21 protein-coding genes are annotated in these 24,321 nt (G+C 59.7%); all 21 read left to right on the forward strand.

Annotation, left to right across the window (positions count from 1 at the left end; translation table 11 throughout):
• Positions 1–193 precede the first annotated feature (193 nt).
• The gene (locus DW823_RS09105) at positions 194–1,807 is read left to right on the forward strand and encodes an ABC transporter substrate-binding protein (RefSeq protein WP_006236162.1); all 1,614 of its coding nucleotides are present in this window, start codon (positions 194–196) and stop codon (positions 1,805–1,807) included.
• Between the two features lie 157 nt (positions 1,808–1,964).
• Complete coding sequence (locus tag DW823_RS09110) at positions 1,965–2,921, forward strand: ABC transporter permease (protein ID WP_035138896.1); 957 nt, start codon at positions 1,965–1,967, stop codon at positions 2,919–2,921.
• A 3-nt stretch (positions 2,922–2,924) separates the two neighbouring features.
• Positions 2,925–4,940 carry a dipeptide/oligopeptide/nickel ABC transporter permease/ATP-binding protein gene (locus tag DW823_RS09115; RefSeq protein WP_006236160.1) on the forward strand — a complete coding sequence of 672 codons (2,016 nt, stop codon included), beginning with the start codon at positions 2,925–2,927 and terminating at the stop codon, positions 4,938–4,940.
• A complete protein-coding gene (locus tag DW823_RS09120; RefSeq protein ID WP_118081936.1) occupies positions 4,941–5,768 on the forward strand; it encodes an ABC transporter ATP-binding protein in 828 nt (275 codons plus the stop codon).
• A gap of 80 nt (positions 5,769–5,848) precedes the next feature.
• Complete coding sequence (locus DW823_RS09125; RefSeq protein WP_118081939.1) at positions 5,849–6,826, forward strand: acetylxylan esterase; 978 nt, start codon at positions 5,849–5,851, stop codon at positions 6,824–6,826.
• Positions 6,819–7,670 carry an acetylxylan esterase gene (locus tag DW823_RS09130; RefSeq protein WP_118081942.1) on the forward strand — a complete coding sequence of 284 codons (852 nt, stop codon included), beginning with the start codon at positions 6,819–6,821 and terminating at the stop codon, positions 7,668–7,670. The genes DW823_RS09125 and DW823_RS09130 overlap by 8 nt, the downstream gene beginning before the upstream one ends.
• 68 nt (positions 7,671–7,738) lie before the next feature.
• Complete coding sequence (locus tag DW823_RS09135) at positions 7,739–8,659, forward strand: dihydrodipicolinate synthase family protein (RefSeq protein ID WP_118081944.1); 921 nt, start codon at positions 7,739–7,741, stop codon at positions 8,657–8,659.
• A 171-nt stretch (positions 8,660–8,830) separates the two neighbouring features.
• Positions 8,831–9,796 carry an ROK family protein gene (locus DW823_RS09140; RefSeq protein ID WP_006236155.1) on the forward strand — a complete coding sequence of 322 codons (966 nt, stop codon included), beginning with the start codon at positions 8,831–8,833 and terminating at the stop codon, positions 9,794–9,796.
• Positions 9,797–9,936: 140 nt separating this feature from the next.
• The gene (locus tag DW823_RS09145; protein WP_022094877.1) at positions 9,937–10,623 is read left to right on the forward strand and encodes an N-acetylmannosamine-6-phosphate 2-epimerase; all 687 of its coding nucleotides are present in this window, start codon (positions 9,937–9,939) and stop codon (positions 10,621–10,623) included.
• Between the two features lie 101 nt (positions 10,624–10,724).
• Positions 10,725–11,645 (forward strand): RNase adapter RapZ, encoded by a 921-nt coding sequence (gene rapZ / locus DW823_RS09150; RefSeq protein WP_118081946.1) that lies wholly within the window; start codon positions 10,725–10,727, stop codon positions 11,643–11,645.
• Between the two features lie 6 nt (positions 11,646–11,651).
• Positions 11,652–12,581, forward strand: coding sequence for a DNA-binding protein WhiA (gene whiA, locus DW823_RS09155; protein ID WP_118081948.1), 930 nt, complete (start codon positions 11,652–11,654; stop codon positions 12,579–12,581).
• Between the two features lie 193 nt (positions 12,582–12,774).
• Positions 12,775–13,800 carry a type I glyceraldehyde-3-phosphate dehydrogenase gene (gene gap / locus DW823_RS09160; RefSeq protein ID WP_022094880.1) on the forward strand — a complete coding sequence of 342 codons (1,026 nt, stop codon included), beginning with the start codon at positions 12,775–12,777 and terminating at the stop codon, positions 13,798–13,800.
• Positions 13,801–13,940: 140 nt separating this feature from the next.
• Complete coding sequence (gene pgk, locus DW823_RS09165; RefSeq protein WP_022094881.1) at positions 13,941–15,131, forward strand: phosphoglycerate kinase; 1,191 nt, start codon at positions 13,941–13,943, stop codon at positions 15,129–15,131.
• Positions 15,124–15,891, forward strand: coding sequence for a triose-phosphate isomerase (gene tpiA / locus DW823_RS09170; protein WP_089572945.1), 768 nt, complete (start codon positions 15,124–15,126; stop codon positions 15,889–15,891). The genes pgk and tpiA overlap by 8 nt, the downstream gene beginning before the upstream one ends.
• A gap of 5 nt (positions 15,892–15,896) precedes the next feature.
• Complete coding sequence (gpmI, locus tag DW823_RS09175; RefSeq protein WP_117848747.1) at positions 15,897–17,450, forward strand: 2,3-bisphosphoglycerate-independent phosphoglycerate mutase; 1,554 nt, start codon at positions 15,897–15,899, stop codon at positions 17,448–17,450.
• A 165-nt stretch (positions 17,451–17,615) separates the two neighbouring features.
• Positions 17,616–17,870: a preprotein translocase subunit SecG gene (secG, locus tag DW823_RS09180; RefSeq protein WP_006236144.1), complete on the forward strand. Its 255-nt coding sequence runs from the start codon at positions 17,616–17,618 to the stop codon at positions 17,868–17,870.
• Positions 17,871–18,163: 293 nt separating this feature from the next.
• The gene (locus tag DW823_RS09185) at positions 18,164–19,840 is read left to right on the forward strand and encodes an ABC transporter substrate-binding protein (RefSeq protein ID WP_233543075.1); all 1,677 of its coding nucleotides are present in this window, start codon (positions 18,164–18,166) and stop codon (positions 19,838–19,840) included.
• A gap of 157 nt (positions 19,841–19,997) precedes the next feature.
• A complete protein-coding gene (locus DW823_RS09190; RefSeq protein ID WP_117758574.1) occupies positions 19,998–21,035 on the forward strand; it encodes an ABC transporter permease in 1,038 nt (345 codons plus the stop codon).
• A gap of 14 nt (positions 21,036–21,049) precedes the next feature.
• Positions 21,050–21,985, forward strand: coding sequence for an ABC transporter permease (locus DW823_RS09195; RefSeq protein ID WP_117640785.1), 936 nt, complete (start codon positions 21,050–21,052; stop codon positions 21,983–21,985).
• Between the two features lie 2 nt (positions 21,986–21,987).
• A complete protein-coding gene (locus DW823_RS09200; RefSeq protein WP_117564867.1) occupies positions 21,988–23,079 on the forward strand; it encodes an ABC transporter ATP-binding protein in 1,092 nt (363 codons plus the stop codon).
• The gene (locus DW823_RS09205) at positions 23,079–24,107 is read left to right on the forward strand and encodes an ABC transporter ATP-binding protein (protein WP_118081952.1); all 1,029 of its coding nucleotides are present in this window, start codon (positions 23,079–23,081) and stop codon (positions 24,105–24,107) included. Before DW823_RS09200 ends, DW823_RS09205 begins: the two co-directional genes overlap by 1 nt.
• Positions 24,108–24,321 lie beyond the last annotated feature (214 nt).

The following is a 24,321-nucleotide window of genomic DNA, read 5'->3' on the forward strand; positions in this document are numbered from 1 at the left end:
TACTGTCTGTCGAATCGTTTGTCAATGAATTCGGTGAACGGTAGTAAATACCGTTCAAGCGTATGTATGTATCGGTCGCCGAGCGCGGCACCCAAGTTGGGTTTGTCGGTAGGTAAGGTATATATCGTCCGCAAGTTGCGCGGGGGCAAGTCTAGGTGCTCCCGGGTAAGATTCTCTATTGATAGGAGAAGACATGGCCATCATCAACAAGGGTATGTCCAGGCGTTCGTTCCTCGGCCTCACCGGCAGCGTCGCTGCTGTCGCAGGGCTTGGTCTCACCGGCTGCGGTGGCAGCTCTAGCGACGAGGGTTCCGCTTCCGGTTCCACCGATTCCGCCAACCGTGGCGGCGGCGTGATCACCGCTGGTTCCGCTTACGCTCCGTCCAGCTTCGACCCCGCCAGCACCGGCTCCGCTGTGGGCCTGGGTGCTAACTGGCACGTCGTCGAGGGCCTCTACGGCATCGATTACCACGACTACAGCACCTTCAACGAGCTCGCCACCGACGACCCCAAGTCTGTGGACGACACCACTTTCGAGGTTACCATCCGCAAGGGCGCCAAGTTCTCCGATGGCACCGAGGTCACCGCTGACGATGTCGTTGCCTCCTACACCGCTTGCGCCGCTTCCGCTACCTATGCTCCGTTCTTCCAGCCCTTCGAGTCCATCGAGGCTAAGGACGCCAGCACCGTGACGGTCAAGACCAAGGTCCCCAACTTCTCTCTGCTCAAGGATCGTCTTGCCATCATCCGCGTTACCCCGGCCACCCAGACCGAGGAGGATCGCGCCAAGCAGCCGATCGGCTCCGGCCCCTGGATGTACGACTCTATCTCCGATACCGAGATCACCCTGGTTCCCAACCCCGAGTACAACGGTGAGTATGCTGCCGAGGATAAGAAGATCCAGTACAGCATCCTGACCGACCCCACCGCTCGCGTTACCGCTCAGCAGGAGGGCTCCACGCTCGTTATGGAGCTCGTTACCGCTGACGCCGTCGACCAGCTCGAGAGCGCCGGCTGCAAGATCGATAACGTTCAGGGTTTCGGCACCCGCTTCATCATGTTCAACGTCGCCAAGGAGCCTTGGAACAACGTCAAGGTCCGTCAGGCTGTCATGTATGCGCTCGACACCGAGAAGATGGTCAGCAACACCTTTGCCGGCCTTGCCACCGCTGCCAGCTGCTACCTGCCCAAGAGCTTCACCAATTATCATGAGGCTTCCACGGTGTACAAGACCGACGCCAAGAAGGCTAAGAAGCTCATCGAGGAGTCCGGCATCACCCCGGGTGCCATCACCCTGCGCACCACCGACAACGAGCAGATCAAGGGCATGGCCGCCCAGGTCAAGAACGACCTCGACGCTCTCGGCTTTGAGGTGACCATCCAGACCGATACCTCGCCGGCCACCTACGCTGCCATCGACGGCGGCGAGGCCTACGATATCCTCCTTGCCCCTGGCGATCCTTCCTGCTTCGGCGCTGACCCCGACCTGCTGCTCAACTGGTGGTATGGCGACAACGTCTGGATGCAGACCCGTTGCCCGTGGAAGGAGTCCGCTGAGTGGCAGAAGCTTCACGGTCTCATGGACGAGGCTCTTGCCGCCGAGGGCGACGAGCAGCAGAAGAAGTGGAACGAGTGCTTCGACATCATCGCCGACAACGCCGTTCTGTACCCCGTTGTCCACGTCAAGACCGTCTCCGCTTCCTGGGACGATCCGTCCACCGCGCCCAACGGCGAGGCTCTCGACGGCTTCAAGGGCATCGGCACGACGAGCATGTCCTTCAGGGGCGTTGCGACCGTCAAGGCGTAAGACTCGCTTGAGTCTGTATGCAGGATGTCGGCCGTTGGGACCGTATCCTCATAGTTGAAACAAAGACCCGGGCGGCAACGATGTCGCTCGGGTCTTGTAATGAGTATCCGTACTCATATACCAGTTGGTCCTACCGACAAAAGAAAGGGGAGAGAACGTGAACAACTTGCTACGTTTGATTGGAAGGCGTCTTGTGGCGCTGCCGATCATGGCATTGGGCGTCACCGTCCTGGTGTTCTTCCTTATGTCGTTCTCCAAGACCGACCCCGCCTACACGGCGTTGGGTGACGGTGCCTCGCCCGAGGCGGTTGCCGAGTACCATGAGAAGTATGGTCTGGACGACCCCTGGCCTGTGCGCTACGTGCGCTATATGGGCGATTTGATTCATGGCGACATGGGTACCTACGGCGCTGCCCGCAACTCCGTTGCCAAGCGCATCTCCACGGCCCTGCCCGTCACGATGCAGCTGACCTTCATCGGTCTTGCCATCGGTGCGGTCGTTTCGTTTTTGCTCGGCGTCATCGCGGCACTGTATCGCGACAAATGGCCGGACCAAGTGATCCGCGTCTTTTCCATCGCCGGCTTGGCAACCCCGTCGTTCTGGCTTGCCGTTCTGTTGATCCTGCTGTTCTCTTCCTACCTTAAGGTGCTCCCGGCATCGGGTGCTCTGCCTCACTTCACCACGAATCCGGTTGGCTATCTGGGACGTATGATCATGCCCGCTATCGCCTTGGCATTTCCGCTGACGGGCCAGATGACTCGTATCGTGCGTACCGCCATGGTCGAGGAGCTCGACAAGGACTATGTCCGTATGGCTCGTGGCGCCGGCGTTCCCGAGAAGGTCGTCGTCGGCATCAACGTTCTTCGCAATGCGCTGATCACCCCGGTCACCACCCTCGGTCTTAAGATCGGCTACCTCATGGGCGGCGCCGTCGTCATCGAGGTTATCTTCAACCTCCCCGGCATGGGCACTGCGATTCTGCAGGGCGTTCAGGGCAACGAGGCGAACCTGGTTCAGGGCGTCGTTATCGTCGTTGCTCTTGCCTTCATCATCATCAACATCGTGGTTGACATGCTCTACCTGCTCATCAACCCGCGCATCAGGACGGTGTAGATTATGGTAAAGATTCGAGAGAAGCAAACCGAGCAGCTCGAGAAGGCTGCCTCCAAGGGGCTCAAGCTCGGTGGCTGGAAGAAGATGACGCTGTCTTCTAAGATTGCCGCCGTCGTGCTGGTGCTGGTCGCCCTGACTGCGATTTTGGCGCCCCTTCTTGCCCCCTATAGCCCGGTCGAGATCTTTACGGCTCGCCAGGCTCCCGGCAACGGATTTATCTTCGGTACCGACGATAAGGGTCGCGACATTCTGTCGCGCATGCTCTACGGCGGACGTTACTCGCTGATTATCGGCTTTGGTGCTACCGCCATGGCTTTGGTCTGTGGTTCCGTTGTCGGCGCTCTTGCAGCGGTTTCGCGCAAGTCTATCTCTGAGGCGATCATGCGTATCCTGGACATCATCATGTCCATCCCGGGTATCGCCCTCGCAGCCGTTTTCGTTTCCATCCTGGGCAATTCCGTGCCGTCGATCATCTTTGCGATCGGCTTTATGTACACCCCGCAGATCGCCCGTATCGTGCGCGCCAACATCGTGTCCGAGTACGGTGAGGACTATGTCCGCGCGGTCATCGTGTCCGGCGCCAAGGCTCCGTGGATTCTGATCAAGCATGTTCTGCGTAACTGCATCGCTCCGATTATGGTCTTCACCGTTACCCTGGTCGCCGACGCCATTATCTTCGAGGCCTCGCTGACCTTCATCGGCGCCGGCATCCAGGAGCCCACCGCTACCTGGGGCAACATTCTCGCCGACGCACGCGGTGGCGTGCTCGCTGGCCGTTGGTGGCAGGCACTGTTCCCGGGCCTGGCCATCATGATCACCTGCCTGGCGCTCAACATCCTCTCCGAGGGCATTACCGACGCCATGGCCGCTGCTCCCTCCGCCGCCCTGGATCCGACCGATTCCTCCAAGCGCCGCGAGGCCGACCTGCTGGTTTCCGACCCCGTTCGTGCCTACAAGGAGCAGGCTCAGTCCCTGTCCGCCCGTCTTGGCGCACTGCGCGATGTCGAGCTCAAGCGTAACGACCGCCATGTGCCCGATGAGTCCGTTGAGCCGATCCTTTCGGTCCGCGATTTCTGCATCCAGTTTGAGCACCACGGTGATATCAACGTCGTCGACCACGTTAACTTTGACGTCCGTCCCGGCCAGACCATGGGCCTGGTAGGCGAGTCCGGCTGCGGTAAGTCCATCACCACGCTGGCCATCATGGGCCTGACCGACGATGACGAGCATCTTTCCGGCGAGGTTCTCTGGGAGGGCCGCGACCTGCTCAAGATGAGCAAGAAGGAGTGGTTCGGCCTGCGCGGTACCGATATCGCCATGGTCTATCAGGACGCCCTGTCCTCGCTCAACCCCTCCATGCTCATCTCTGCCCAGATGAAGCAGCTCACCAAGCGCGGCGGCACCCGTAGCGCCGAGGAACTCCTGGAGCTCGTGGGCCTCGACCCCAAGCGTACGCTCGAGAGCTATCCGCACGAGCTTTCCGGTGGTCAGCGTCAGCGCGTTCTGATCGCTATGGCCCTTACCCGCGACCCCAAGCTGGTTATCTGCGACGAGCCCACGACCGCTCTGGACGTTACGGTCCAGAAGCAGGTCATCAAGCTGCTCAACGACCTTCAGGCCAAGCTCGGCTTTGCCATGATCTTCGTTTCGCACGACCTGGCGCTGGTCGCCGAGGTCGCCCACAACATCACGGTTATGTACGCCGGCCAGGTTATTGAGCAGGCGCCCACCAAGGAGCTGCTCACCAACCCGATTCACGAGTACACCCGCGGCCTTCTGGGTTCCGTCCTGTCCATCGAGAGCGGTTCGGGCCGCCTGCACCAGGTGCCCGGCGCCGTTCCGAGCCCGCGCGATTTCCCCAAGGGCGATCGCTTCGCGCCCCGCTCGAGCCATCCGCGCATTGGCCTGGACACCCGTCCGGTCTTCAAGCGCGTGCCCGGCACCGAGCACTTCTATTCCGAGCTCCCCGACGAGGTGCTCAAGGCAAATGGTTTGACCCCTCACGCGGAGGTGATGTAGATGAGCGAGACCGCAGTCAACGGCGTCGAGCCGATCATCTTCCTTGATGACGTCCACGTCACCTTTAGGACCCGTACCGGCTCGATTCTGCACCCCAACCTGGTTCACGCCGTCCAGGGTGTAACGATTAAGCTCATGCCCGGACAGACCATCGGCATCGTCGGCGAGTCCGGTTGCGGAAAGTCCACCACGGCTAACGTCATGTGCGGCCTGCAGGCCCCCACGAGCGGCAAGGTCTACTTTAAGGGCAAGGACGTCACCAAGCGTACCGCCGAGGACCGTCGCCACATGGGTCGCGTCATCTCGGTCGTGTTCCAGAACCCGGCCACGGCGCTCAACCCCCGCATGGTCGTTCGCGAGCAACTGCTCGACCCCATGCGCGTCCACAACCTGGGTACCGAGGCCGAGCAGGAGAAGCGCGTCAAGGAGCTCTTGGAGCTCACCGGTCTGCCCTCCTCCGCCGCCGAGGTTCTTCCCGGCCAGCTTTCGGGCGGCCAGCGCCAGCGCGTCGCAATTGCCCGTGCCCTGTCGCTGAACCCCGATGCCATCATCGCCGACGAGCCCACCTCGGCTCTGGACGTTTCGGTCCGCGCGCAGATTCTCAACCTGCTGACCGACCTTAAGAAGGAACTCGGCCTGGCTATGGTGTTCATCAGCCATGACATCCAGACGGTCCGCTATATTTCCGACGACATCATCGTCATGAATGGCGGCAAGATCGTCGAGCAGGGCGAGGCCAAGCAGGTTTTCCAGCATCCTCGAGACCCCTACACTAAGATGCTGCTCGGCGCTGCGCCGTCGCTGCTGCATCCCAAGCTCGGCGAGTAACTTCGCTTTCCCTCCCGTGCGCCCGGTTCCCTTGCCGGGCGCACCTCCGTTGCGATTTCGAAAGGTTGGGTTCACGAGCCATGCCAAGTGCTCAGGAGCTACAACATCAATTTGGTGAATATCGAGGCGCTATGTCCCGTCCATCAGATTTCGATCTCTTTTGGAAGGATCGCATGGCCGAGGCTGACGCCGTCGGGCTTGACTATGCGATCGAGGCGGCATCGGTCACCGATGCCGTGACCTGCCAGCTTTTCGATCTCTGGTATACCGGCATGTGCGGCGCTCGCCTGCACGCCAAGTACCTTAAACCTGTCTCGGACGAGCCCGTGCCATTGGTACTTCAGTTCCATGGGTATCCGGGTGCAAGCCGCAGCTGGTTTGAGCAGGCGTCGTTTGCGGGCATGGGCATGGCACTCATCGCCCTCGACTGCCCCGGCCAAGGAGGTCCCTCCGAGGACATTGGTGGATTTGAGGGCACGACGGTCGCGGGCCATATCGTCGCCGGTATCGACGGCGACTCGGCCAACCTCTACTATGTCCGCTTGCACCAAGATATCCGCATTCTTTGCCGTATTGTTCGTGAGCTCGAGGGCATCGATCTTGCCCGTGTATTTGTGAACGGCGCATCGCAGGGCGGCGGTTTGGGCATTGCGACCTGTGCGCTTAACAGCGAGCTTATCAATCGCGCCGCCATCCTCTATCCCTTCCTGTCGGATTTCCGCCTGGTCTGGGATTTGGATGCCGACGACATTGCCTACGAGGGTCTGCGCTATTGGTCTCGCTGGTTTGACGAGGACTCGACTCGTATTGACGAGGCCTATGCCAAGCTGGCGTACTTCGATTCCAAGAACTTTGCCCCCATAGTCAAATGCCCCGTGCTGTTTGGCACGGGCACAGCCGATATCGTCTGTCCTCCGGCGACGCAGTTTGCAGTCTACAACAACCTGACCTGTGAAAAGCGTCATGAGTTCTTTGAAGGCTTCGGTCACGAGGAGATTCAGGATTTTGACGATCTGATCATTCCATTTTTCTGCAAGGGAGGGGAGGCTCATGTCTAAGTGCGAGAGCAATATCGATGAGCTGATTGTCCCCGAGCTTGCGGGAATTGCTGGGACGGTTTCGTCAAGGCTCTCTGATTTCCGGGATTGGCGCGGCGATGCTTCTGCGGATGTTTCCGAGTTGGAGACAGCCGCTTCGGACCTTGAGGTTTGCGGGCTGACCGTTACGGCGATTGATTTCGCCAATCCGTGCGCGCGCTACTCCGAGGTTTCCTTTGAGCTCGGCGGGTATGTCGTGCACGGCCGTTTGATTGAGCCCTCTGGTTGCGCCCGAAGATCCGAGCTTGTTCCGCTGTGTCTGATGTTCCATGACATCGACCGACCCGTGCGGGGATGGCATCACATGACGCGGTTTGCCGCCATGGGATATGCCGTGCTTGCGCTGGACGATGAGACTATTGGATCCAGCGATCTGCAGCAGGGGATTACCTCGCCTGCTTTTGTCGAGCGTGTCCGTTGGGGCTGCGCGTTGGCGAAGGTTGCGCGCAACCTTGATGGCATGGATCCCGACCGCATCTTTGCATGGGGCGAGGGCCTTGGCGGCGGTGTCGCGCTGGCGGTTTCTGCTCTGGACGAGCGGGGCCTTGCCTGCACGGCGCTTGCCAATCCGCTTCCCAGCGGTCTCGAGACGCTGTCGCCTCGGGTTCGTGGCTCGGTGCTCATGGGCACATCGCTCATGGATACCGTGAGTGATCCCAAGGGCCAGTTTGCCGTATTCAACGGTCTTGAGTGTGACCGGAGGCATATCATCTATGCCAAATACGCTCACGAGCGCATCAATGCGTTCGAAAACGAAGTCGTCGACTTCTTTAACCAAACGTTCTATTCGTGTTCTTTGGCCTAGACGGCCTGGACACCGCCAACAAGAGTGGGCGGCATAGGGCTGCCCGCCAGACAACTAAGGAGATTCTTGTGGCAACTCAGAAATTCACCGGCGTTATCCCTCCCGTCGTTGTTCCCGATACCGAAGACCACCAGCTCGACGTTGCCTCCTTTGAGCGCAGCATCAACCGCATGATCGATGCCGGCGTCGATGGCCTGTTCTTCCTGGGCTCCTCGGGCGAGGTCGTCTTCTCCACCGACGAGCGCCGTCGCCAGATTGTCGCAGAGGCCGTCCGTATCGTCGACCACCGCGTTCCCGTTCTGGTCGGCATCATCGACACCGAGACCGAGCGCATGATCGAGCACGGCAAGGTCGCTCAGGAGCTGGGCGCCGATGCGCTCGTCGCCACCTGCCCGTTCTATGCCCTGCAGGGCATGACCGAGGTCGAGGAGCACTTCCGCATCCTTCACGAGGAACTCGACCTGCCCATCTTCGCCTACGACATCCCCGTGTGCGTCCACACCAAGCTCCCCTGGAAGCTCCTTGCTAAGCTCGGCGCCGAGGGCGTCCTGGCTGGCGTCAAGGATTCCTCGGGCGATGACATCTCGTTCCGCTACCTCATTCAGGAGAACGAGAAGAACGGCCATCCGATGAGCATCCTTACCGGCCATGAGGTCGTCGTCGACGGTGCCTATCTCGGTGGCGCCGACGGTTCCGTTCCGGGCCTCGCCAACGTTGAGCCCGAGGGCTACGTTCGTCAGTGGAAGGCCGCTCAGACTGGTGACTGGGCTACCGTCAAGGCCGAGCAGGATCGCCTCAATGAGATTTCGCACATCTGGGATGTCACCTCGGGCGTCCAGGGCTATGCCGGTGGCGTCGGCGCCTTCAAGACCGCTATGAACCTCATGGGCATCTTCGACAGCCCGACCATGCCGCGCCCGGTGAAGGCCATGACCGGTGAGAACGTCGAGGCGATTCGCAAGGTCCTCCAGGACAACGGTCTCCTTTAAAGCTTTCCCAGGCACCCGACCTCGCCGTTCAACCGTGCGGCCATGACCCATTAGGCCAATGGCCGCACGGTTTCTCGGCGATCTCGGGCACCTGGAAAACCTTTACCGCGCTGTGACGGCTAGCCTGACGGCGCATTTCCTGTAGTTGTTTTGTCTCCGAAGGAGAACGACATGGAGAACAAGTACGTCTGCTCTGTCGATATCGGCGGAACTAAGATCGCGACTGCCATCATGGAGTACCCGGCTGACGGCGGTGTGCCCCATCCCGTTTTTGAGGCTGAGGTTCCCACCGAGGCCCAGGAGGGTGGCGAAGCGGTCTTCCAGCGCATCGAGGCGTCTATCAAGGCAGCTCTTGAGGCAAATCCCGATGTCGAGGTCCTCGGAGTTGGCATCGGCGCTGCCGGTGTCGTCGACCCCAAGACGGGCGCCATCGCGTATGCCAATGAGATTATGCCCGGCTGGTCCGGCGTTCAGTTGGGGCCGCGTCTGCGCGAGGACCTCGGCCTTCCCGTTGCCGTTGTAGGCGACGTGCAGGCTCATGCTCTGGGCGAGGCCCACTGGGGCGTCGGCAAGGGCAAGTTCTCCGTCTTGTGTTTGGGCATCGGTACGGGCATCGGCGGCGCATATGTCGAGAACGGCCGCGTGATGCAGGGCTTCCATGGTGCTGCCGGCCATATGGGCCACATCGAGTGCTCGGCTGCCGCCGGCATTCCCTGCGCCTGCGGGCGTTCCGGCCATCTGGAGTCGGTTGCTTCCGGAACATCAATCGGGCGCATGTACGATGAGCGTTTTGGCCGCGTCGACCCCAGCCGTCCTTCGGTCGGCCGTGACGTGAACGACCTGTGCCGCGCAGGCGACGCAAAGGCGACCGAGGTCATTCATGACGCCGGCTTTGCGCTGGGCGCCAGCCTGGGCTCGCTCGCTAACATCCTGGACCCTGAGGTCATCGTGCTTTCGGGCGGTGTGATTCACCAGGGTCCCGATTGGCGCTCGCAGACGTGGAAGGACTCGGTGCACGAGGGCTATGCCAGCCAGGCGCTCGACCCGCTTCAGGACACGCCGATCCTCATCGGCTCTCTGGAGGGCGACGCGCCGCTCATCGGTGCCGCCGAACACCTTCTTGCGTCGTTGAAGTAAACATAACTACCAAGTGCGCCTTCTGAGGTGCCGCAGATTGACGTGAAAGAGGAGCGAAGCGTACTTCGGTACGCGAGCGACGGTTTGAACGTCAAGGTGCGGTGTCTCAGAAGGCTATTTTGAGAAAGGTTGAGTCGAACATGACCGTTGATCCTTTGATTCAATCCCTGAAGGGCAAGCTCGTCGTGAGCGTTCAGGCCTATATGGGCGAGCCGCTTCGTACGCCCGAAACCATGGCTCAGATGTCTCGCGCCTGCGAGCTTGGCGGCGCCGCCGCTATTCGCTGCCAGGGTCTTGCCGACATCGCCGCCATTAAGGGCCGCTGCGAGGTTCCCGTCATCGGCTTGTGGAAGGATGGACACGAGGGCGTCTACATCACGCCGACGCTGCGTCATGCTCGCGCCTGCGTTGCCGCCGGTGCCGACATCGTGGCAATTGACGCCACTGATCGCCCGCGTCCCGATGGCAAGACCGTCGAGGACACCTTCCGTCCGCTGCACGAGGAGGGCGTGCTCCTGATGGCCGACTGTGCCACCATCGAGGACATTCGCCGTGCTGTCGACATGGGCTTCGACCTGGTGTCCACCACGCTTTCCCATGGTGTTGCCGCTATCGATTGCACCATGGCCGACGGTCCCGATCTGCCGCTCCTGCGCCAGGCGACCGAGGAGTTTCCCGGCCTTCCCATCATCTGCGAGGGCCGCGTGCATACGCCCGAGGAGGCCCGCGCCGCAATTGATGCGGGCGCCTGGGCAGTTGTCGTGGGCACTGCCATCACGCACCCCACGAGTATTACGAGTTGGTTCAAAGCCGCGCTTGAGGCGTAAGACGGACCTTGTATCCGCTCAGGGCGGTATACTCATTAAAGGCAATTGACCGCGCGGGATCCGGGTTGCTGGGTCCCGCGCTTGTTTTTAGGAGGCAGCACATGCAAAAGGGAGATGCCATGGATGCGGCGGAGCGCTCGGAGCGCATCCCCGATATCGTTATCATCACCGGAATGTCCGGATCGGGCCGAACGCAGGCCATGCATGTGTTCGAGGACATGGGCTATTTTTGTATCGATAACCTGCCCCCGCGTCTGATTGCCCAGCTTGCTGAGCTCGTTGGCATCAATACGGGTGTGGGTAGGCACCTTGCCGTCACCTGCGACCTGCGCAGCCAAGGCTTGTTCGATGAGTTGCTCGATGCCGTTGCCGCACTCGAGGAGCGCGAGATGAGCTGCGACATCGTTTTTCTCGAGGCCTCTGACGAGGTACTGATCCGTCGTTATAGCGAAAATCGCCGCCGTCATCCCATTGCCAAGCCGGGGGAGACTACGGCCGATGCGATTCAGCGCGAGCGCCTTCAGCTGCAGGGCGTGCGCGATCGAGCCGATATGATTATCGACACGAGCCGTCTGCGCACCTCTGCGCTGCGCAACAAATTGCGCATGGCGTTCTCCGAGCTGTCCGACCAGCAGCTCATGGACGTTCACGTGTTCTCGTTTGGCTTTAAGCACGGTATGCCCGTCGAGGCGGACATTATGATCGACGTTCGCTTTCTGCCCAATCCGTTCTACGATCCCGAGATGCGCACCATGACCGGTCTCGATAAGAAAGTCTCCGACTTTGTTCTGGACCATCCCAAGACCCAGGAGTTCTGGAAGGTCTGGACGCAGCTGCTCGATACGGTCATGCCCGGCTATATCGCGGAGGGCAAGCCGCAGCTTTCTATTGCCATCGGTTGCACGGGCGGTCAACACCGCAGCGTTGCCATCGCCGAGGCCACGGCACGTTATTTGGAAGGTGCCCAGTATCACGTGAGCATTTCCCATCGCGACTTGTCACGCGCCAACACGAAAGCATAGGCCTGCATGTCGTTTACCGCCGAGGTGCGTGACGAGCTCGCGCGCTGCGAACCCGAATGTGAATACTGCGATTTGTCGACGCTTGCCGCCCTGACGCGTGTGAGCGGTACACTTTCGCTGGCCGGCTCCGGGCGGTATCGTTTGACGGTCGCGACCGAGACGGGCGCCGTCGCGCGCACGATGATCACGCTGACGCATCGCATCCTTAAGCTCAAAACGGAATTCACCGTTCGTAAATCGGTCTTGCATAAGGTCCGTAACTATCTCATTACCCTGCCCGATCAACCCGACCTGGACAAGGCTCTGGTGCTGCTGGGCATTCTCGACCGCAGGGGAGGGCTCGTCGCCGGTGTTCCCCGGCACATCGTTGCCCGCCCCTGCTGCAGGCTTGCCTACATCCGCGGCGCGCTCATCGCCGGCGGTTTCGTGGCCGATCCCCGCGGCGACTTTCATTTGGAGATCGCGGTGCAGGGCGAGCAATATGCCAAGGGGCTCTGCGATCTGCTGGAGCAGATTGGGGTCCATGCGCGCGTCAACGCGCGGCGCGGGTCCTATGCCGTGTACATTAAGAGCGCCGAGGAGATCGAGCAGCTCCTAAAGCTGGTCGGAGCCAAGCGCAGCGTTGCCGAGATCGAGGAAGCGCGCGCGGTCAAATTGGTTAAGAACGACGTAAACCGTCGCGTGAATGCCGAGCTGGCCAATCAGACCAGAAGCGCGGGTGCCGCCCAGCATCAGCTTGCGCTGATCGATGAGCTCGAACTGCGGGGTTTGCGCGACACGCTTCCGGACGCCTTGGCGGTCTTTTGCGACCTGCGCGAGCGCTATCCCGATCTGTCACTGCGCGATTTGGGGGAGATGGCTGACCCTCCCTTGTCGAAGTCGGCCCTCTACCATCGAGTTTTGAGACTTGAAAAGCTCATTGAAGCAAACAGGTAGTTTAAAGTATCGACTTATATACGGATTTAGCTGCTATTTTATTCTTTAAAACGTTTTAACGTAAATTTGATTTTCAATTTCGAGCATTCTCGTGAAATTCAAGTCAAAAAAAAGGTATATTAGGCGAGTGGTTAGTTTGTGGGCCTCAACGGCGGGCGCTGTAGCTTGCGGGGGCCTTACGAAAGGAGACACAATGGCAGTAAAGGTTGCTATTAACGGCTTCGGTCGCATCGGTCGTCTGGCTTTCCGTCAGATGTTCGGTCATGAGGGCTCCGAGATCGTCGCTATCAACGACCTCACCTCTCCCGATATGCTCGCTTACCTGCTGAAGTACGACTCCACGCAGGGCAACTACGCTCGCGATCACGAGGTCGTTGCTGGCGAGGATTCCATCACCGTTGACGGCAAGGAGATCAAGATCTACAAGGAGGCCGACGCCAACAACCTGCCTTGGGGCGACCTCGACGTCGACGTCGTTCTCGAGTGCACCGGCTTCTACACCAGCAAGGCTAAGGCTCAGGCCCACATCAACGCTGGCGCCAAGAAGGTCGTCATCTCCGCTCCGGCCGGCAGCGATCTGCCCACCATCGTGTACAACGTCAACCACGAGACGCTGACCGCTGAGGACAACATCATCTCCGCTGCTTCCTGCACCACCAACTGCCTCGCCCCGATGGCCAAGGGTCTGAACGACTTCGCTCCCATCGTGTCCGGCATCATGACCACCATTCACGCCTGGACCGGCGACCAGATGCCGCTCGACGGCCCGCAGCGCAAGGGCAACAAGCGTCGTAGCCGCGCCTGCGCCGTCAACATCGTCCCCAACACCACCGGTGCTGCCAAGGCTATCGGCCTGGTTCTCCCCGAGCTCAACGGCAAGCTCATCGGTGCCGCCCAGCGCGTCCCGACGCCGACCGGCTCCATCACCAACCTCTACGCCGTCGTTGACAAGAAGGTCACCGTCGACGAGGTCAACGCCGCTATGAAGGCCTACGCTGCCACCATCTCCGAGACCTTCGGTTACAACGAGGACGACATCGTCTCCACCGACATCATCGGCGAGACCCATGGCTCCATCTTCGACGCCACTCAGACCATGTGCTCTGACCTCGGCAACGGCCAGACCCTCGTTCAGGTCACCTCTTGGTACGACAACGAGAACTCTTACACCTCTCAGATGGTCCGCACCATCAAGTACTTCGAGAAGTTCGTTGCTTAATTTAGCTTTTAGCGAATAGCTCGTTGAGCGTCTAAAGAAGGGCGCGGCCTTATAGGGCTTACACCCTAGGGTCGCGCCCTTTTTATAGGAAATCGTCTGCCGTAATGGGAGGCAGACACGTACGAAAGGTAGAAGCAAACATGGCCTTTACCAAGAAGACCGTCCGCGACATCGATGTCGACGGCAAGCGCGTTCTCGTCCGCGTTGACTTCAACGTGCCTATCAAGGATGGCGTCGTTGGCGACACCACCCGTATCAAGGCTGCCCTGCCCACCATCAACTATCTCGTTGAGCACAACGCTCGCGTCATCCTCATGAGCCACCTCGGCCGTCCCGATGGCACCGGCTTCCAGCCCGAGCTGTCCCTCGAGCCCGTCGCCAAGAAGCTCGCAGAGCTCTCTGGTCTCGACGTTGCCTTTGTCGCCGACACCTACGGCGAGAAGGCTGCCGAGGCTGTCGCTGCCGTCGAGCCGGGCAAGGTCCTCGTTCTCGAGAACGTCCGCTTCGATAAGCGTGAGAAGAAGAACGATCCCGAGATCGCCAAGAAGCTCGCTTCCTATGGTGACGTCTTCGTTCTCGATGCGTTCGGCACCGCTCACCGCGCCCAGGGTTCCGTCGTGGGCCCCGCCGCTTACCTGCCCGCCGTCGCTGGCTTCCTGCTCGAGAAGGAGGTCGACACGCTGACCGGCATCTTCGCCGAGCCGGAGCGCCCCTTCGTCGCTATCGTCGGCGGTTCCAAGGTTTCCTCCAAGATCGGCGTTCTCGATCACCTCATCGACTCCGCTGACACCCTGATCATTGGTGGCGGCATGGCCTACACCTTCTTCCTGGCTCAGGGCCTGTCCGTCGGTCAGTCCCTCAAGGAAGAGGACTGGGTCGAGCGCGCCGGCGAGATGCTCAAGAAGGCCGAGGAGAAGGGCGTCAAGATCCTGCTCCCCATCGACAACCGCGTTGCCGATCACTTTGGCGAGGACGCTGTCCCCGAGGTTGTTGCTTCCGATGCTATCCCCGACGATCGTGAGGGTATGGACATCGGCCCCAAGACCGAGGAGCTCTACGCCGAGGCTGTCAAGGGCGCCAAGACCGTGTTCTGGAATGGCCCCATGGGCGTCTTCGAGTTCGATAACTTCGCTCACGGCACCCAGGCTATCGCCGAGGCTGTCGCCGAGGCTGATTGCACCTCGATCATCGGTGGCGGCGACTCTGTCGCAGCCGTCAACAAGTTCAACCTGGCCGACAAGATGAGCTGGATCTCCACCGGTGGTGGCGCTTCCATGGAGCTCGTCGAGGGTAAGGCCCTGCCCGGAGTGGAGGCGCTTCTCGATGCCTAATCGCACCCTTCTTATCGCTGGTAACTGGAAGATGAACAACGACGTCGCCGAGGCCGCCAAGCTCGCCGACGAGCTGGCTCAGGCTCTGCCCGAGGTTCCGGCTGGCGTCGAGGTGCTCGTCTGCCCTCCGACCATCGACATCACCACGGTTCATGACCGTATTCAGGCTGCCCCCATCGCCCTCGGTGCACAGAACGTGTACTGGGAGGCCAAGGGTGCCTTCACCGGTGAGTCCTCTTGCGACATGCTCAAATCCGCTGGCTGCACCTACTGCATCATCGGTCACTCCGAGCGTCGTGACTACTTCCACGAGACCGACGAGGATCAGAACAAGAAGGCCAAGGCCCTCGTCGCCGCCGGTCTTGTTCCCGTCTTCTGCTGCGGTGAGTCCCTTGAGGTCCGCGAGGCCGGCACCTATGTCGAGCACGTCGTGAACCAGGTCAAGGCCGGCCTTGCTGGTCTTGAGATCACCTGCCCCAAGCAGGTCGTCGTCGCCTACGAGCCCATCTGGGCCATCGGCACCGGCAAGACCGCTACCGCCGAGGACGCTCAGGAGGTCTGCGGCGCTATCCGTGAGACCCTTAAGGAGATGTTCGGTGAGGAGCTCGCCGACGGCATCCGTGTCCTGTACGGTGGTTCCGCTAAGCCCGGCAACATTGCCGAGCTCGTCGCCAAGCCCGACGTTGACGGCGCCCTCGTGGGCGGCGCTTCGCTCAAGGCTGCCGACTTCGCTTCTATGGTCGTCAAGGCAGGCGAGTAGGACATATGGCACAGCGTCATCTTCCTGCACTCCTGATCATCATGGATGGTTGCGGCCTGGCTCCGGCCGATGGCGAGAACGCCGTCGCCGCTGCCAAGACGCCCTTCCTCGATAGCCTGTACGAGAAGTACCCCCACACCACGCTCGGCGCTTCGGGCGAGGACGTGGGTCTTCCCGATGGCCAGATGGGCAACTCCGAGGTGGGTCACCTCAACATCGGTGCCGGCCGCATCGTGTTCCAGGAGCTTTCGCGCATCAACAATGCCATCAAGGACGGCTCCATCGCCAAGAACGAGGTTTTCGTCAAGGCTATGGACGATGTCAAGGCCGACGGCAAGACCCTTCACCTCATGGGCCTTATGAGCCCTGGCGGTGTTCATTCTCACATGAACCACGTCGAGGCTCTGGTCAAGATGGCTGCCGAGCACGGTGTCAAGACCGTTCGCGTCCACGCCTTCATGGATGGCCGCGACGTTGACCCGCAGTCCGGTGCTGGCTACATGAGCGAGTTCTGCGCCTTCCTGGCTAAGATCTCCGAGGAGACCGGTTGCGACGCTCGCGTTGCCACCGTTTCGGGCCGTTATTGGGCCATGGACCGCGATAACCGTTGGGAGCGCATCCAGCGTGCCTACGATGTCATGGTCAACGCGTCCGATGCCGATACCGACCCCGTGGCCGGTATCAAGGCCTACTACGAGAAGGATCCGCGCGGCGATGAGTTCGTCGAGCCCTTCGCTGCCCACAACGAGGGCATCCACGAGGGCGACGCGGCCATCTTCTTCAACTTCCGTCCCGACCGCGCTCGTCAGATGACCCGCGTGTTCACGGACAAGGAGTTCGACGGCTTCGAGCGCGAGCAGATCAAGCTTTCGCACTTTGTGACGATGACCGAGTACGATCCGACGTTTGACGTCGAGGTCGCCTTCCCCAAGACGTTCCCCGAGAACGTCCTGGCCGACGTTATCGCCGCCAATGGCCTGAAGCAGCTGCACACCGCCGAGACCGAGAAGTACGCCCACGTGACGTTCTTCCTCAACGGCGGCATCGAGGAGCCCAAGGAGGGCGAGGAGCGCGTGCTCGTCGCTTCTCCCAAGGTCGCTACCTACGATCTGCAGCCCGAGATGAGCGCTCCCGAGGTTACCGAGAAGCTCGTCGCCGCAATCAACGAGGATCGCGCTGATTTCTACATCGTGAACTTCGCGAACTGCGACATGGTTGGTCACACCGGTGTCTTCGACGCCGCCGTTAAGGCCGTCGAGGCTGTTGACGATGCTTTGTCCAAGGTTGTCCCGGCGATTCTCGCCAAGGGTGGCTTTGCGCTGATTACCGCCGACCATGGCAACGCCGATCACATGTTTGACGTTGCTTCCGACGGTTCCAAGCATCCGTTTACGGCTCACACCACCAACCGCGTGCCGTTCATCATCGTTGATGATAAGGCCAAGCTCACCGGTATCGAGGACGGCCGTCTTTCGGATATCGCTCCGACCATGCTCACCATGGCTGGTATTGAGCCTTCCGCCGAGATGACGGGTCGCGTGCTCGCCACCGAGGCCTAATAGAAAACAAATACCGTTTTCTAGTAAGGGGGTTGTCCACAACCGGACGACCCCCTTTTTTGGTATTTCTGCCATTTCTACCCCGTCCCTAAATGGCAGGTGGGGGAGTGTTGAAGGTTGTGGTACAGTACTGGAGTTTGAGTTGTTCTATTAAGGAGCTTATCTATGGGTCCGTTCCAGATTCTTCTGTTTGTCGTTTGGGCTGTTTCTGCCGTGGCGCTGACGATTCTCGTTCTGATGCATTCCGGTAAGGGCACCGGCGTTTCGGATATGATCGCTAGCTCGCTGTATAACTCCAGCTCTGCCACGGGCGTCATGGAGCAGAACCTCGATCGCCTGACGGTAATTATGGCCGTCGTTTTTGCCGTGTGTGTCGTTCTGTGCATGTTCTTCTTCCCGCAGGGTATCGTCGGCTACTAAGCATCGGCGTATATACGTTTGTAAAGGGTCCCGCATGTGCGGGGCCCTTTTTGTTTACAGACTTGTAACAGAGTCAAAATATCCCCACATACTTCGCCCAACTAAAGAAATTCTCGACCGTTAACCGGAATTAGCCCCAAATCGTGCATAAAATGCGCTACTGTATTGCAAAACGTTGGTCTGTTGTGCATAACCAGCCATAGCAGCGGGCGGCGTTTTGATGGTTCGGATCGGATTGTCTCGACATATGTCCGACTGAACATTTCTTTGTCCTATCTCATAAGGAGGATGGCATGGCTGATTCTATGTTCCACCAGCCCGTTATGGGTCGTCGCGCCTTTGTCGGCGGTACCCTTGCTGCGAGCTCCATGGCTTTTCTTGCCGCATGCGGCAAGAAGGGCGGCGACACTTCCGGTTCTGAGTCCGGTTCGACGCTGAACTTCTACATCAACAACCCGGTCTGCATCGACCCCTACAACGTCCAGGAGGATCAGGGCACTCAGGTCGAGTACCAGCTCTTCGACGCTCTGACGGAGTACGACCCCGAGAAGGGCGAGATCGTTCCGCTGGCTTGCGAGTCCTTTGAGGCTAACGACGACGCCACCGAGTTCACCTTCAAGATCAAGAAGGCTAAGTTCCACAACGGTGACGACGTTACCTCCAAGTCCTTCAAGCTCGGTTGGGAGCGTCTAGTCAACACCAAGTCGGCCATCGCCACCGAGTATGGTCCTTCCGAGGTCTCCTATCACCTTTCCATGGTTGAGGGCTATGACGATCTGCTTGCCGGCAACGCTACCGAGCTCAGCGGTGTTACCTGCCCCGACGATGAGACCCTCGTCGTCAAGCTGTCTTCCGCTTACGCCGACTTCCCCTTCGTCGCCTCTCACCCGGCTCTGTCCCCGGTTCCCGAGTGCGCCGAGTCCGATGTCAAGAGCTTCTACCTTGCCCCGGTCGGTAACGGCCCGTTCATGATGGACGGTAAGTGGGAGGATGGCCAGGAGATCAACCTCAAGAAGTTTGACGATTACTATGGCGACAAGGCCAAGATCGATGGCATCCACTTCCAGGTCATCAAGGACATGGAGACCGCTTACAAGGAGTTCCAGGCCGGTAACCTCGATGTCTGCGACGTTCCCGTTGCTCAGATCGACGCCGCCAAGAAGGACCGTGGCGAGTCCAAGGACGGCTACACCATGGGTGACGGCGAGCATATGCTGCTCGGTGCCGAGCCTTCCACGTACTATCTGACCTGCAACACCACGGCCGAGCCGTTCAATAACGCCGACCTGCGCAAGGGCATCTCCCTGGCCATCAACCGTGAGGCCATCTGCAAGACCATCTACAAGGGTACCCGTACCCCCGCCGACGGTATTGTTCCTCCGGGAATCGCCGGCTACAAGGAGGGCGCATGGGAGTTCTGCGCCTATGACGTCGACAAGGCTAACGAGTACCTCGACAAAGTCGCTCCCGCTGGCGCTAACGGCGATCGTGGCATTAGCGTGACCCTTTCCTACAACCAGGACGGTGGTCACAAGGAGATCATGGAGTCCATCATCGGCGACCTCGCCAAGGTTGGCGTTACCGCTGTCTCCGATACCCCTGAGTGGTCTGCCCTGCTCGAGCAGTATCAGAACTTCAACTATCAGTTCGGCCGTCTGGGCTGGATCGCCGATTACCCGATCATGGACAACTTCCTGTACCCGCTGTTCCACTCCGACTCCCTCGGTGGCGACAACCGCTCCGGTTACAGCAACCCCGAGTTCGATGCCAAGGTCGACGAGGCCCGCACCACGGTTGATGACGAGGAGCGCATCGCCAAGATGCGGGAGGCCGACGCCATGGTCGCTGCCGACTGCCCGGTCATCCCGGTGATGTTCTACACGCACACCATCGCTGGCTCTGACCGCGTCAAGCATCTCTATGTTGATCCGCAGAAGCACGCCGATCTGGGTACCGCCGAGCTCGCCTAAGGGTTTTGCAGCTTCCGTGAGGGTCAAGTATTTACGTAGACCTCATGGGAAACATACAGTTCTCCCTAACCTGGGGTAAACTGGCTGATGGTAATTTTGGGATGCCGGTCTGGCGATCGGCATCCCATTTAGGTTAATCCCTAGATAGGGGAGTGGTATGGGTAAGTACATCGTTAAACGTGTGCTTCAGTTCATCCCGGTGTTTTTGGGCGTTACGCTGATTCTGTTCGCCCTCCAGAATATCGTGCCGGGAGATCCGATCAAGCTGATCGGTGGAGACAAGGCTCTGTCCCCCGAGGTGGAGCTTCAGCTTCGCGTTCGCTATCACCTGGTCCAGACGGACGAGGACGGCAACGCGATCCTTGACGAGAACGGCGACCCCGTTCAAACGTCGCTCGTGGACCGTTACTTGTATTACATGAACGGCCTGCTTCATGGCGATCTGGGCAATTCGTACCAGCGCAAGCTGCCGGTTACGGAAATCTTTGCCCAGAAGTATCCGTATACGGTCAAACTTGCCGCGTGCGCCATCGTGCTCGAGGCAATCATGGGTATCGGTGCGGGTATCATTTCGGCGGTTAAGCGTTATTCCTTCTGGGATATTTTGGTAACGCTCACCACGTCGATTCTCGTTGCCGTCCCAGCCTTCTGGCTCGGTATGTTGCTGCAGCTGTTCTTTGGCGTCATTCTCAAGGACGCCACGGGCGGTGCATTCTCCATGCCGATCTCGGGTGCCGGCGGTTCCAGCTCTCAGTATCAGGATTGGATGCACTATGTGCTTCCGACCATTACGCTGGCTTCGGTTTCGACCGCTTATGCCGCCCGCATTATGCGCTCGCAGCTGCTTGACGTCATGAACCAGGATTACATCCGTACGGCAAAGGCCAAGGGTCTCTCCAATCGCGCGATCATTATCAAGCATGCGCTTAAGAATGCACTCATCCCCGTCGTTACCTATATTGGTGTCGACTTCGGCGGCATGCTTTCGGGCGCCATCCTGACCGAGACGGTCTTTAACTGGCCCGGCATCGGCTTCGAGGTCTACCGCGCCATTAGCATGCGCGACTGGCCCATCGTTATGGGCGGCGTTACGCTCATTGTTGTCGTCGTTATGGTGATCAACCTGCTCGTCGACATTAGCTATGCATTCCTCGACCCGCGCATCCGCCTTGGCGGTCCGTCGGATAAGGCCTAAGGGAGGTACGTCTCATGCAGGAAACTGATTCTCAGTCTCAGGAGCAGGCTACCGCCACCAAGGCCGCATCTGCTCCCGCCAAGTCCCGCACGCTGTGGGGCGACGCTTTTAAGCGTCTTCGTAAGAACAAGCTCGCCGTTATCGGTGTCTGCTGGATCATCATCGTTGTTGTGGTCGCCCTGACCGCCGATCTGTGGGCTAAGCCCTGGCTCGGCTCTCCTACGGCTTCTGACTCGACGACCATGGCCGAGACTTCGCTGCTGGCTCCGTGTGCCGAGCACCCGTTTGGCACCGACTCTCTTGGTCGTGACATTCTCGTCCGTGTTATCTACGGTGCACGCGTTTCGCTTTCCGTCGGTATTATGGCCACCGCCATCTCCACGGTGATCGGTCTGGTCATGGGCGCCCTGGCCGGTTTCTATGGCGGCATCTGGGATACGATCATCATGCGCTGTGCGGACATCTTCCTGGCGTTCCCGTACGTGCTGTTCGTTGTTGCCATGATTGCCGTTATCGGTCGTGGTCTTCAGAATGTCTTTATCGCCATCGGCATTCTCGGCTGGCCTTCGATTGCGCGCGTCTTCCGATCCGCGATCCTGACGGTCAAAGAGAACGACTATGTTGACGCCGCTCGCGCTATGGGTGCATCCGATGCGCGTATCGTTATGCGCCATATCTTCCCGAACTCCGTTGCTTCTATCGTGGTCTATGCGACCATGAACATTGGTGGCGCTATTCTGACCGAGTCTGCCCTGTCCTTCCTCGGTATGGGCGTTATTCCGCCTACGCCTTCGTGGGGCTCTATGATTCAGGACGGTCAGCAGTATCTTCTGACTGCTCCCTGGATGATGATCATGCCCGGTCTGGCAATTCTCTCGACGGTGCTCGCCTTCACCCTGTTGGGTGACGGTCTGCGCGACGCCCTCGACGTCAAGATGAAGGACGCATAAGGATGAAGAAGAACAAGAACTATGTGGACCTGAAGGACCAGCCTGTTCCCGAGGGCCAGCATCTGCTCGAGGTCGATGACCTTAAGATGTATTTCCATACCGAGGATGGCGTCGTTCGCGCTGTCGACGGTGTCTCCTACACGCTCGATCGCGGCGAGACCTTGGGCGTCGTCGGTGAGTCCGGCTCCGGTAAGTCCGTGACCGCCATGACCATCATGGGCCTCATTTCGATGCCTCCGGGAAAGATCGAGGGCGGCGACGTTCGCTATCGCGGTCGTTCTATCCTCGAAATGACCGAGGAAGAGATGCAGCACATTCGCGGTAACGATATCGCGATGATCTTCCAGGATCCTATGACCTCCTTGAACCCGGTCTATAAGATCGGTAAGCAGGTGGGCGAGGGTCTTCGCTTGCACCGTGGCTATTCCAAGCAGGAGGCGCTCAAGCGTGCCACCGAGCTTTTGGACCTCGTTGGCATTCCCGAGCCCGAGAAGCGTGTCAACGAATACCCGCACCAGTTCTCCGGCGGTATGCGTCAGCGCGTCATGATCGCCATGGCCCTTGCCTGTGATCCCGATATTCTGATTGCCGACGAGCCCACGACTGCCTTGGACGTTACCATTCAGGCTCAGATTATTGAGCTTATGCAGGAGATGCAGGAGAAGAACGGCAACGCCATCATCATGATTACCCATGACCTGGGTGTTGTCGCCGATATGGCCGATAAGATCATGGTTATGTACGCCGGCCGTCCCGTCGAGTTCGGTACTGCTGAGGAAATCTTCTACGAGAGCCGCCATCCCTACACCTGGGGTCTTATCCGCTCCATCCCGGAGCAGGCTATCGATGAGAAGAAGCCGCTTACGCCGATTCACGGCAACCCGCCCTCGCTCATGAACCTGCCCGAGGGCTGCGTCTTCTCTCCTCGTTGCCCCTATGCGACGGACAAGTGCCGCAAGCAGCGCCCCGAGCGCGTTGTTACCGAGTCTGGTCATTACTCTGCGTGCCACTACTCCGGTGACCCCGAGTTCCTCAAGAACGCTCCTGAGACGTCCCGTACCCGCAAGGATTCCAAGAAGGGAGGCGAGGCGTAATGGCAGATACCAACGAGCGTACTCCGCTGCTTAAGGTCGAGCACCTCTCTAAGGAGTTCCCCGCTGAGTCCGGCATGTTCGCCAAGCGCTTCTCCAAGCGTGTCGTCTCTGCTGTGAATGACATTTCGTTCGAGATTTATCCGGGCGAGACCTTTGGCCTGGTCGGCGAGTCTGGCTGCGGTAAGTCCACCACGGGCCGCACCATCATGCGCCTGACCAAGCCGACGGCAGGCAAAGTGTTCTTCCAGGGCAAAGACGTTGCCGAGATGAGCAAGCACGAGATCAAGGATATGCGTCGCGAGATGCAGTTCATCTTCCAGGACCCCTATGCTTCGCTCAACCCTCGCATGACCATCGGCGAGATTGTTTCTGAGCCCATGACCATTCATGGCGTGGGTACCAAGGAAGAGCGTATCGAGCGCGTCCGCGAGCTTCTCGACGTTGTCGGTCTGAACCCCGAGCACATCAACCGCTATCCGCACGAGTTCTCGGGCGGTCAGCGTCAGCGTGTCGGCATCGCCCGCGCCTTCGCTTTGAAGCCCAAGCTGATCATCTGCGACGAGCCCGTTTCCGCTCTGGATGTTTCCATTCAGGCCCAGGTTCTGAACCTGCTCAAGGAACTTCAGGACAAGTTTGGTACGGCGTATCTGTTTATCGCCCACGACCTGTCCGTCGTGCAGCACATCTCCGATCGCGTTGCCGTTATGTATCTGGGCAAGATGGTCGAGGTTTCGGACTGGAAGACGCTCTATAGCGAGCCTCACCATCCGTACACGCAGTCGCTGCTGTCTGCTGTGCCGGTGCCCGATCCTGATATCCAGAAGACTCGTAAGCGCATCATCCTTGCCGGCGATCCGCCGTCACCGTTGGATCCGCCGACCGGTTGTCGTTTCCACACCCGCTGCCCGATCGCGCAGGACATCTGCTCCGAGAAGCTTCCTGAGTTTAAGGAAGTTGCCCCGGGCCACTGCTGCGCGTGTCACTTCGCCGAGCCGTTCCCGATCAAGGAATCGCACATCGACCTGTAGTCGGTTGTTCTCGTCCGGGCCCGCCCTGGTGTTACTTTTCAGAACGTCCTCGGACATGCAAGAAACCCCCGCTGCGCACTTCGTGCGGCGGGGGTTTCTTGCGTCCTGACGCTCCTATTTGGCAAGGTGTTTTTTAGAATCCATTTTGCGCTCGGCCTCGAAGGCCCGCCTGTCCCAATCGAGCGGAAGTCCGGCCTCGACCCATGCCTCGTAG

The organism is Collinsella sp. AM34-10 (assembly GCF_003469185.1).
GTDB lineage: Bacteria > Actinomycetota > Coriobacteriia > Coriobacteriales > Coriobacteriaceae > Collinsella.

What these genes read in the sequence shown, in the direction of transcription:
- pgk (WP_022094881.1), top strand. Translation starts at nt 13,941, where the DNA reads ATGGCCTTTACCAAGAAGACCGTCCGCGACATCGATGTCGACGGCAAG.
- rapZ (WP_118081946.1), top strand. Translation starts at nt 10,725, where the DNA reads ATGCAAAAGGGAGATGCCATGGATGCGGCGGAGCGCTCGGAGCGCATC.
- DW823_RS09125 (WP_118081939.1), top strand. Translation starts at nt 5,849, where the DNA reads ATGCCAAGTGCTCAGGAGCTACAACATCAATTTGGTGAATATCGAGGC.
- DW823_RS09185 (WP_233543075.1), top strand. Translation starts at nt 18,164, where the DNA reads ATGGCTGATTCTATGTTCCACCAGCCCGTTATGGGTCGTCGCGCCTTT.
- DW823_RS09200 (WP_117564867.1), top strand. Translation starts at nt 21,988, where the DNA reads ATGAAGAAGAACAAGAACTATGTGGACCTGAAGGACCAGCCTGTTCCC.
- DW823_RS09195 (WP_117640785.1), top strand. Translation starts at nt 21,050, where the DNA reads ATGCAGGAAACTGATTCTCAGTCTCAGGAGCAGGCTACCGCCACCAAG.
- secG (WP_006236144.1), top strand. Translation starts at nt 17,616, where the DNA reads ATGGGTCCGTTCCAGATTCTTCTGTTTGTCGTTTGGGCTGTTTCTGCC.
- DW823_RS09115 (WP_006236160.1), top strand. Translation starts at nt 2,925, where the DNA reads ATGGTAAAGATTCGAGAGAAGCAAACCGAGCAGCTCGAGAAGGCTGCC.
- DW823_RS09120 (WP_118081936.1), top strand. Translation starts at nt 4,941, where the DNA reads ATGAGCGAGACCGCAGTCAACGGCGTCGAGCCGATCATCTTCCTTGAT.
- gpmI (WP_117848747.1), top strand. Translation starts at nt 15,897, where the DNA reads ATGGCACAGCGTCATCTTCCTGCACTCCTGATCATCATGGATGGTTGC.
- whiA (WP_118081948.1), top strand. Translation starts at nt 11,652, where the DNA reads ATGTCGTTTACCGCCGAGGTGCGTGACGAGCTCGCGCGCTGCGAACCC.
- DW823_RS09205 (WP_118081952.1), top strand. Translation starts at nt 23,079, where the DNA reads ATGGCAGATACCAACGAGCGTACTCCGCTGCTTAAGGTCGAGCACCTC.
- DW823_RS09145 (WP_022094877.1), top strand. Translation starts at nt 9,937, where the DNA reads ATGACCGTTGATCCTTTGATTCAATCCCTGAAGGGCAAGCTCGTCGTG.
- DW823_RS09105 (WP_006236162.1), top strand. Translation starts at nt 194, where the DNA reads ATGGCCATCATCAACAAGGGTATGTCCAGGCGTTCGTTCCTCGGCCTC.
- tpiA (WP_089572945.1), top strand. Translation starts at nt 15,124, where the DNA reads ATGCCTAATCGCACCCTTCTTATCGCTGGTAACTGGAAGATGAACAAC.
- DW823_RS09130 (WP_118081942.1), top strand. Translation starts at nt 6,819, where the DNA reads ATGTCTAAGTGCGAGAGCAATATCGATGAGCTGATTGTCCCCGAGCTT.
- DW823_RS09140 (WP_006236155.1), top strand. Translation starts at nt 8,831, where the DNA reads ATGGAGAACAAGTACGTCTGCTCTGTCGATATCGGCGGAACTAAGATC.
- DW823_RS09190 (WP_117758574.1), top strand. Translation starts at nt 19,998, where the DNA reads ATGGGTAAGTACATCGTTAAACGTGTGCTTCAGTTCATCCCGGTGTTT.
- gap (WP_022094880.1), top strand. Translation starts at nt 12,775, where the DNA reads ATGGCAGTAAAGGTTGCTATTAACGGCTTCGGTCGCATCGGTCGTCTG.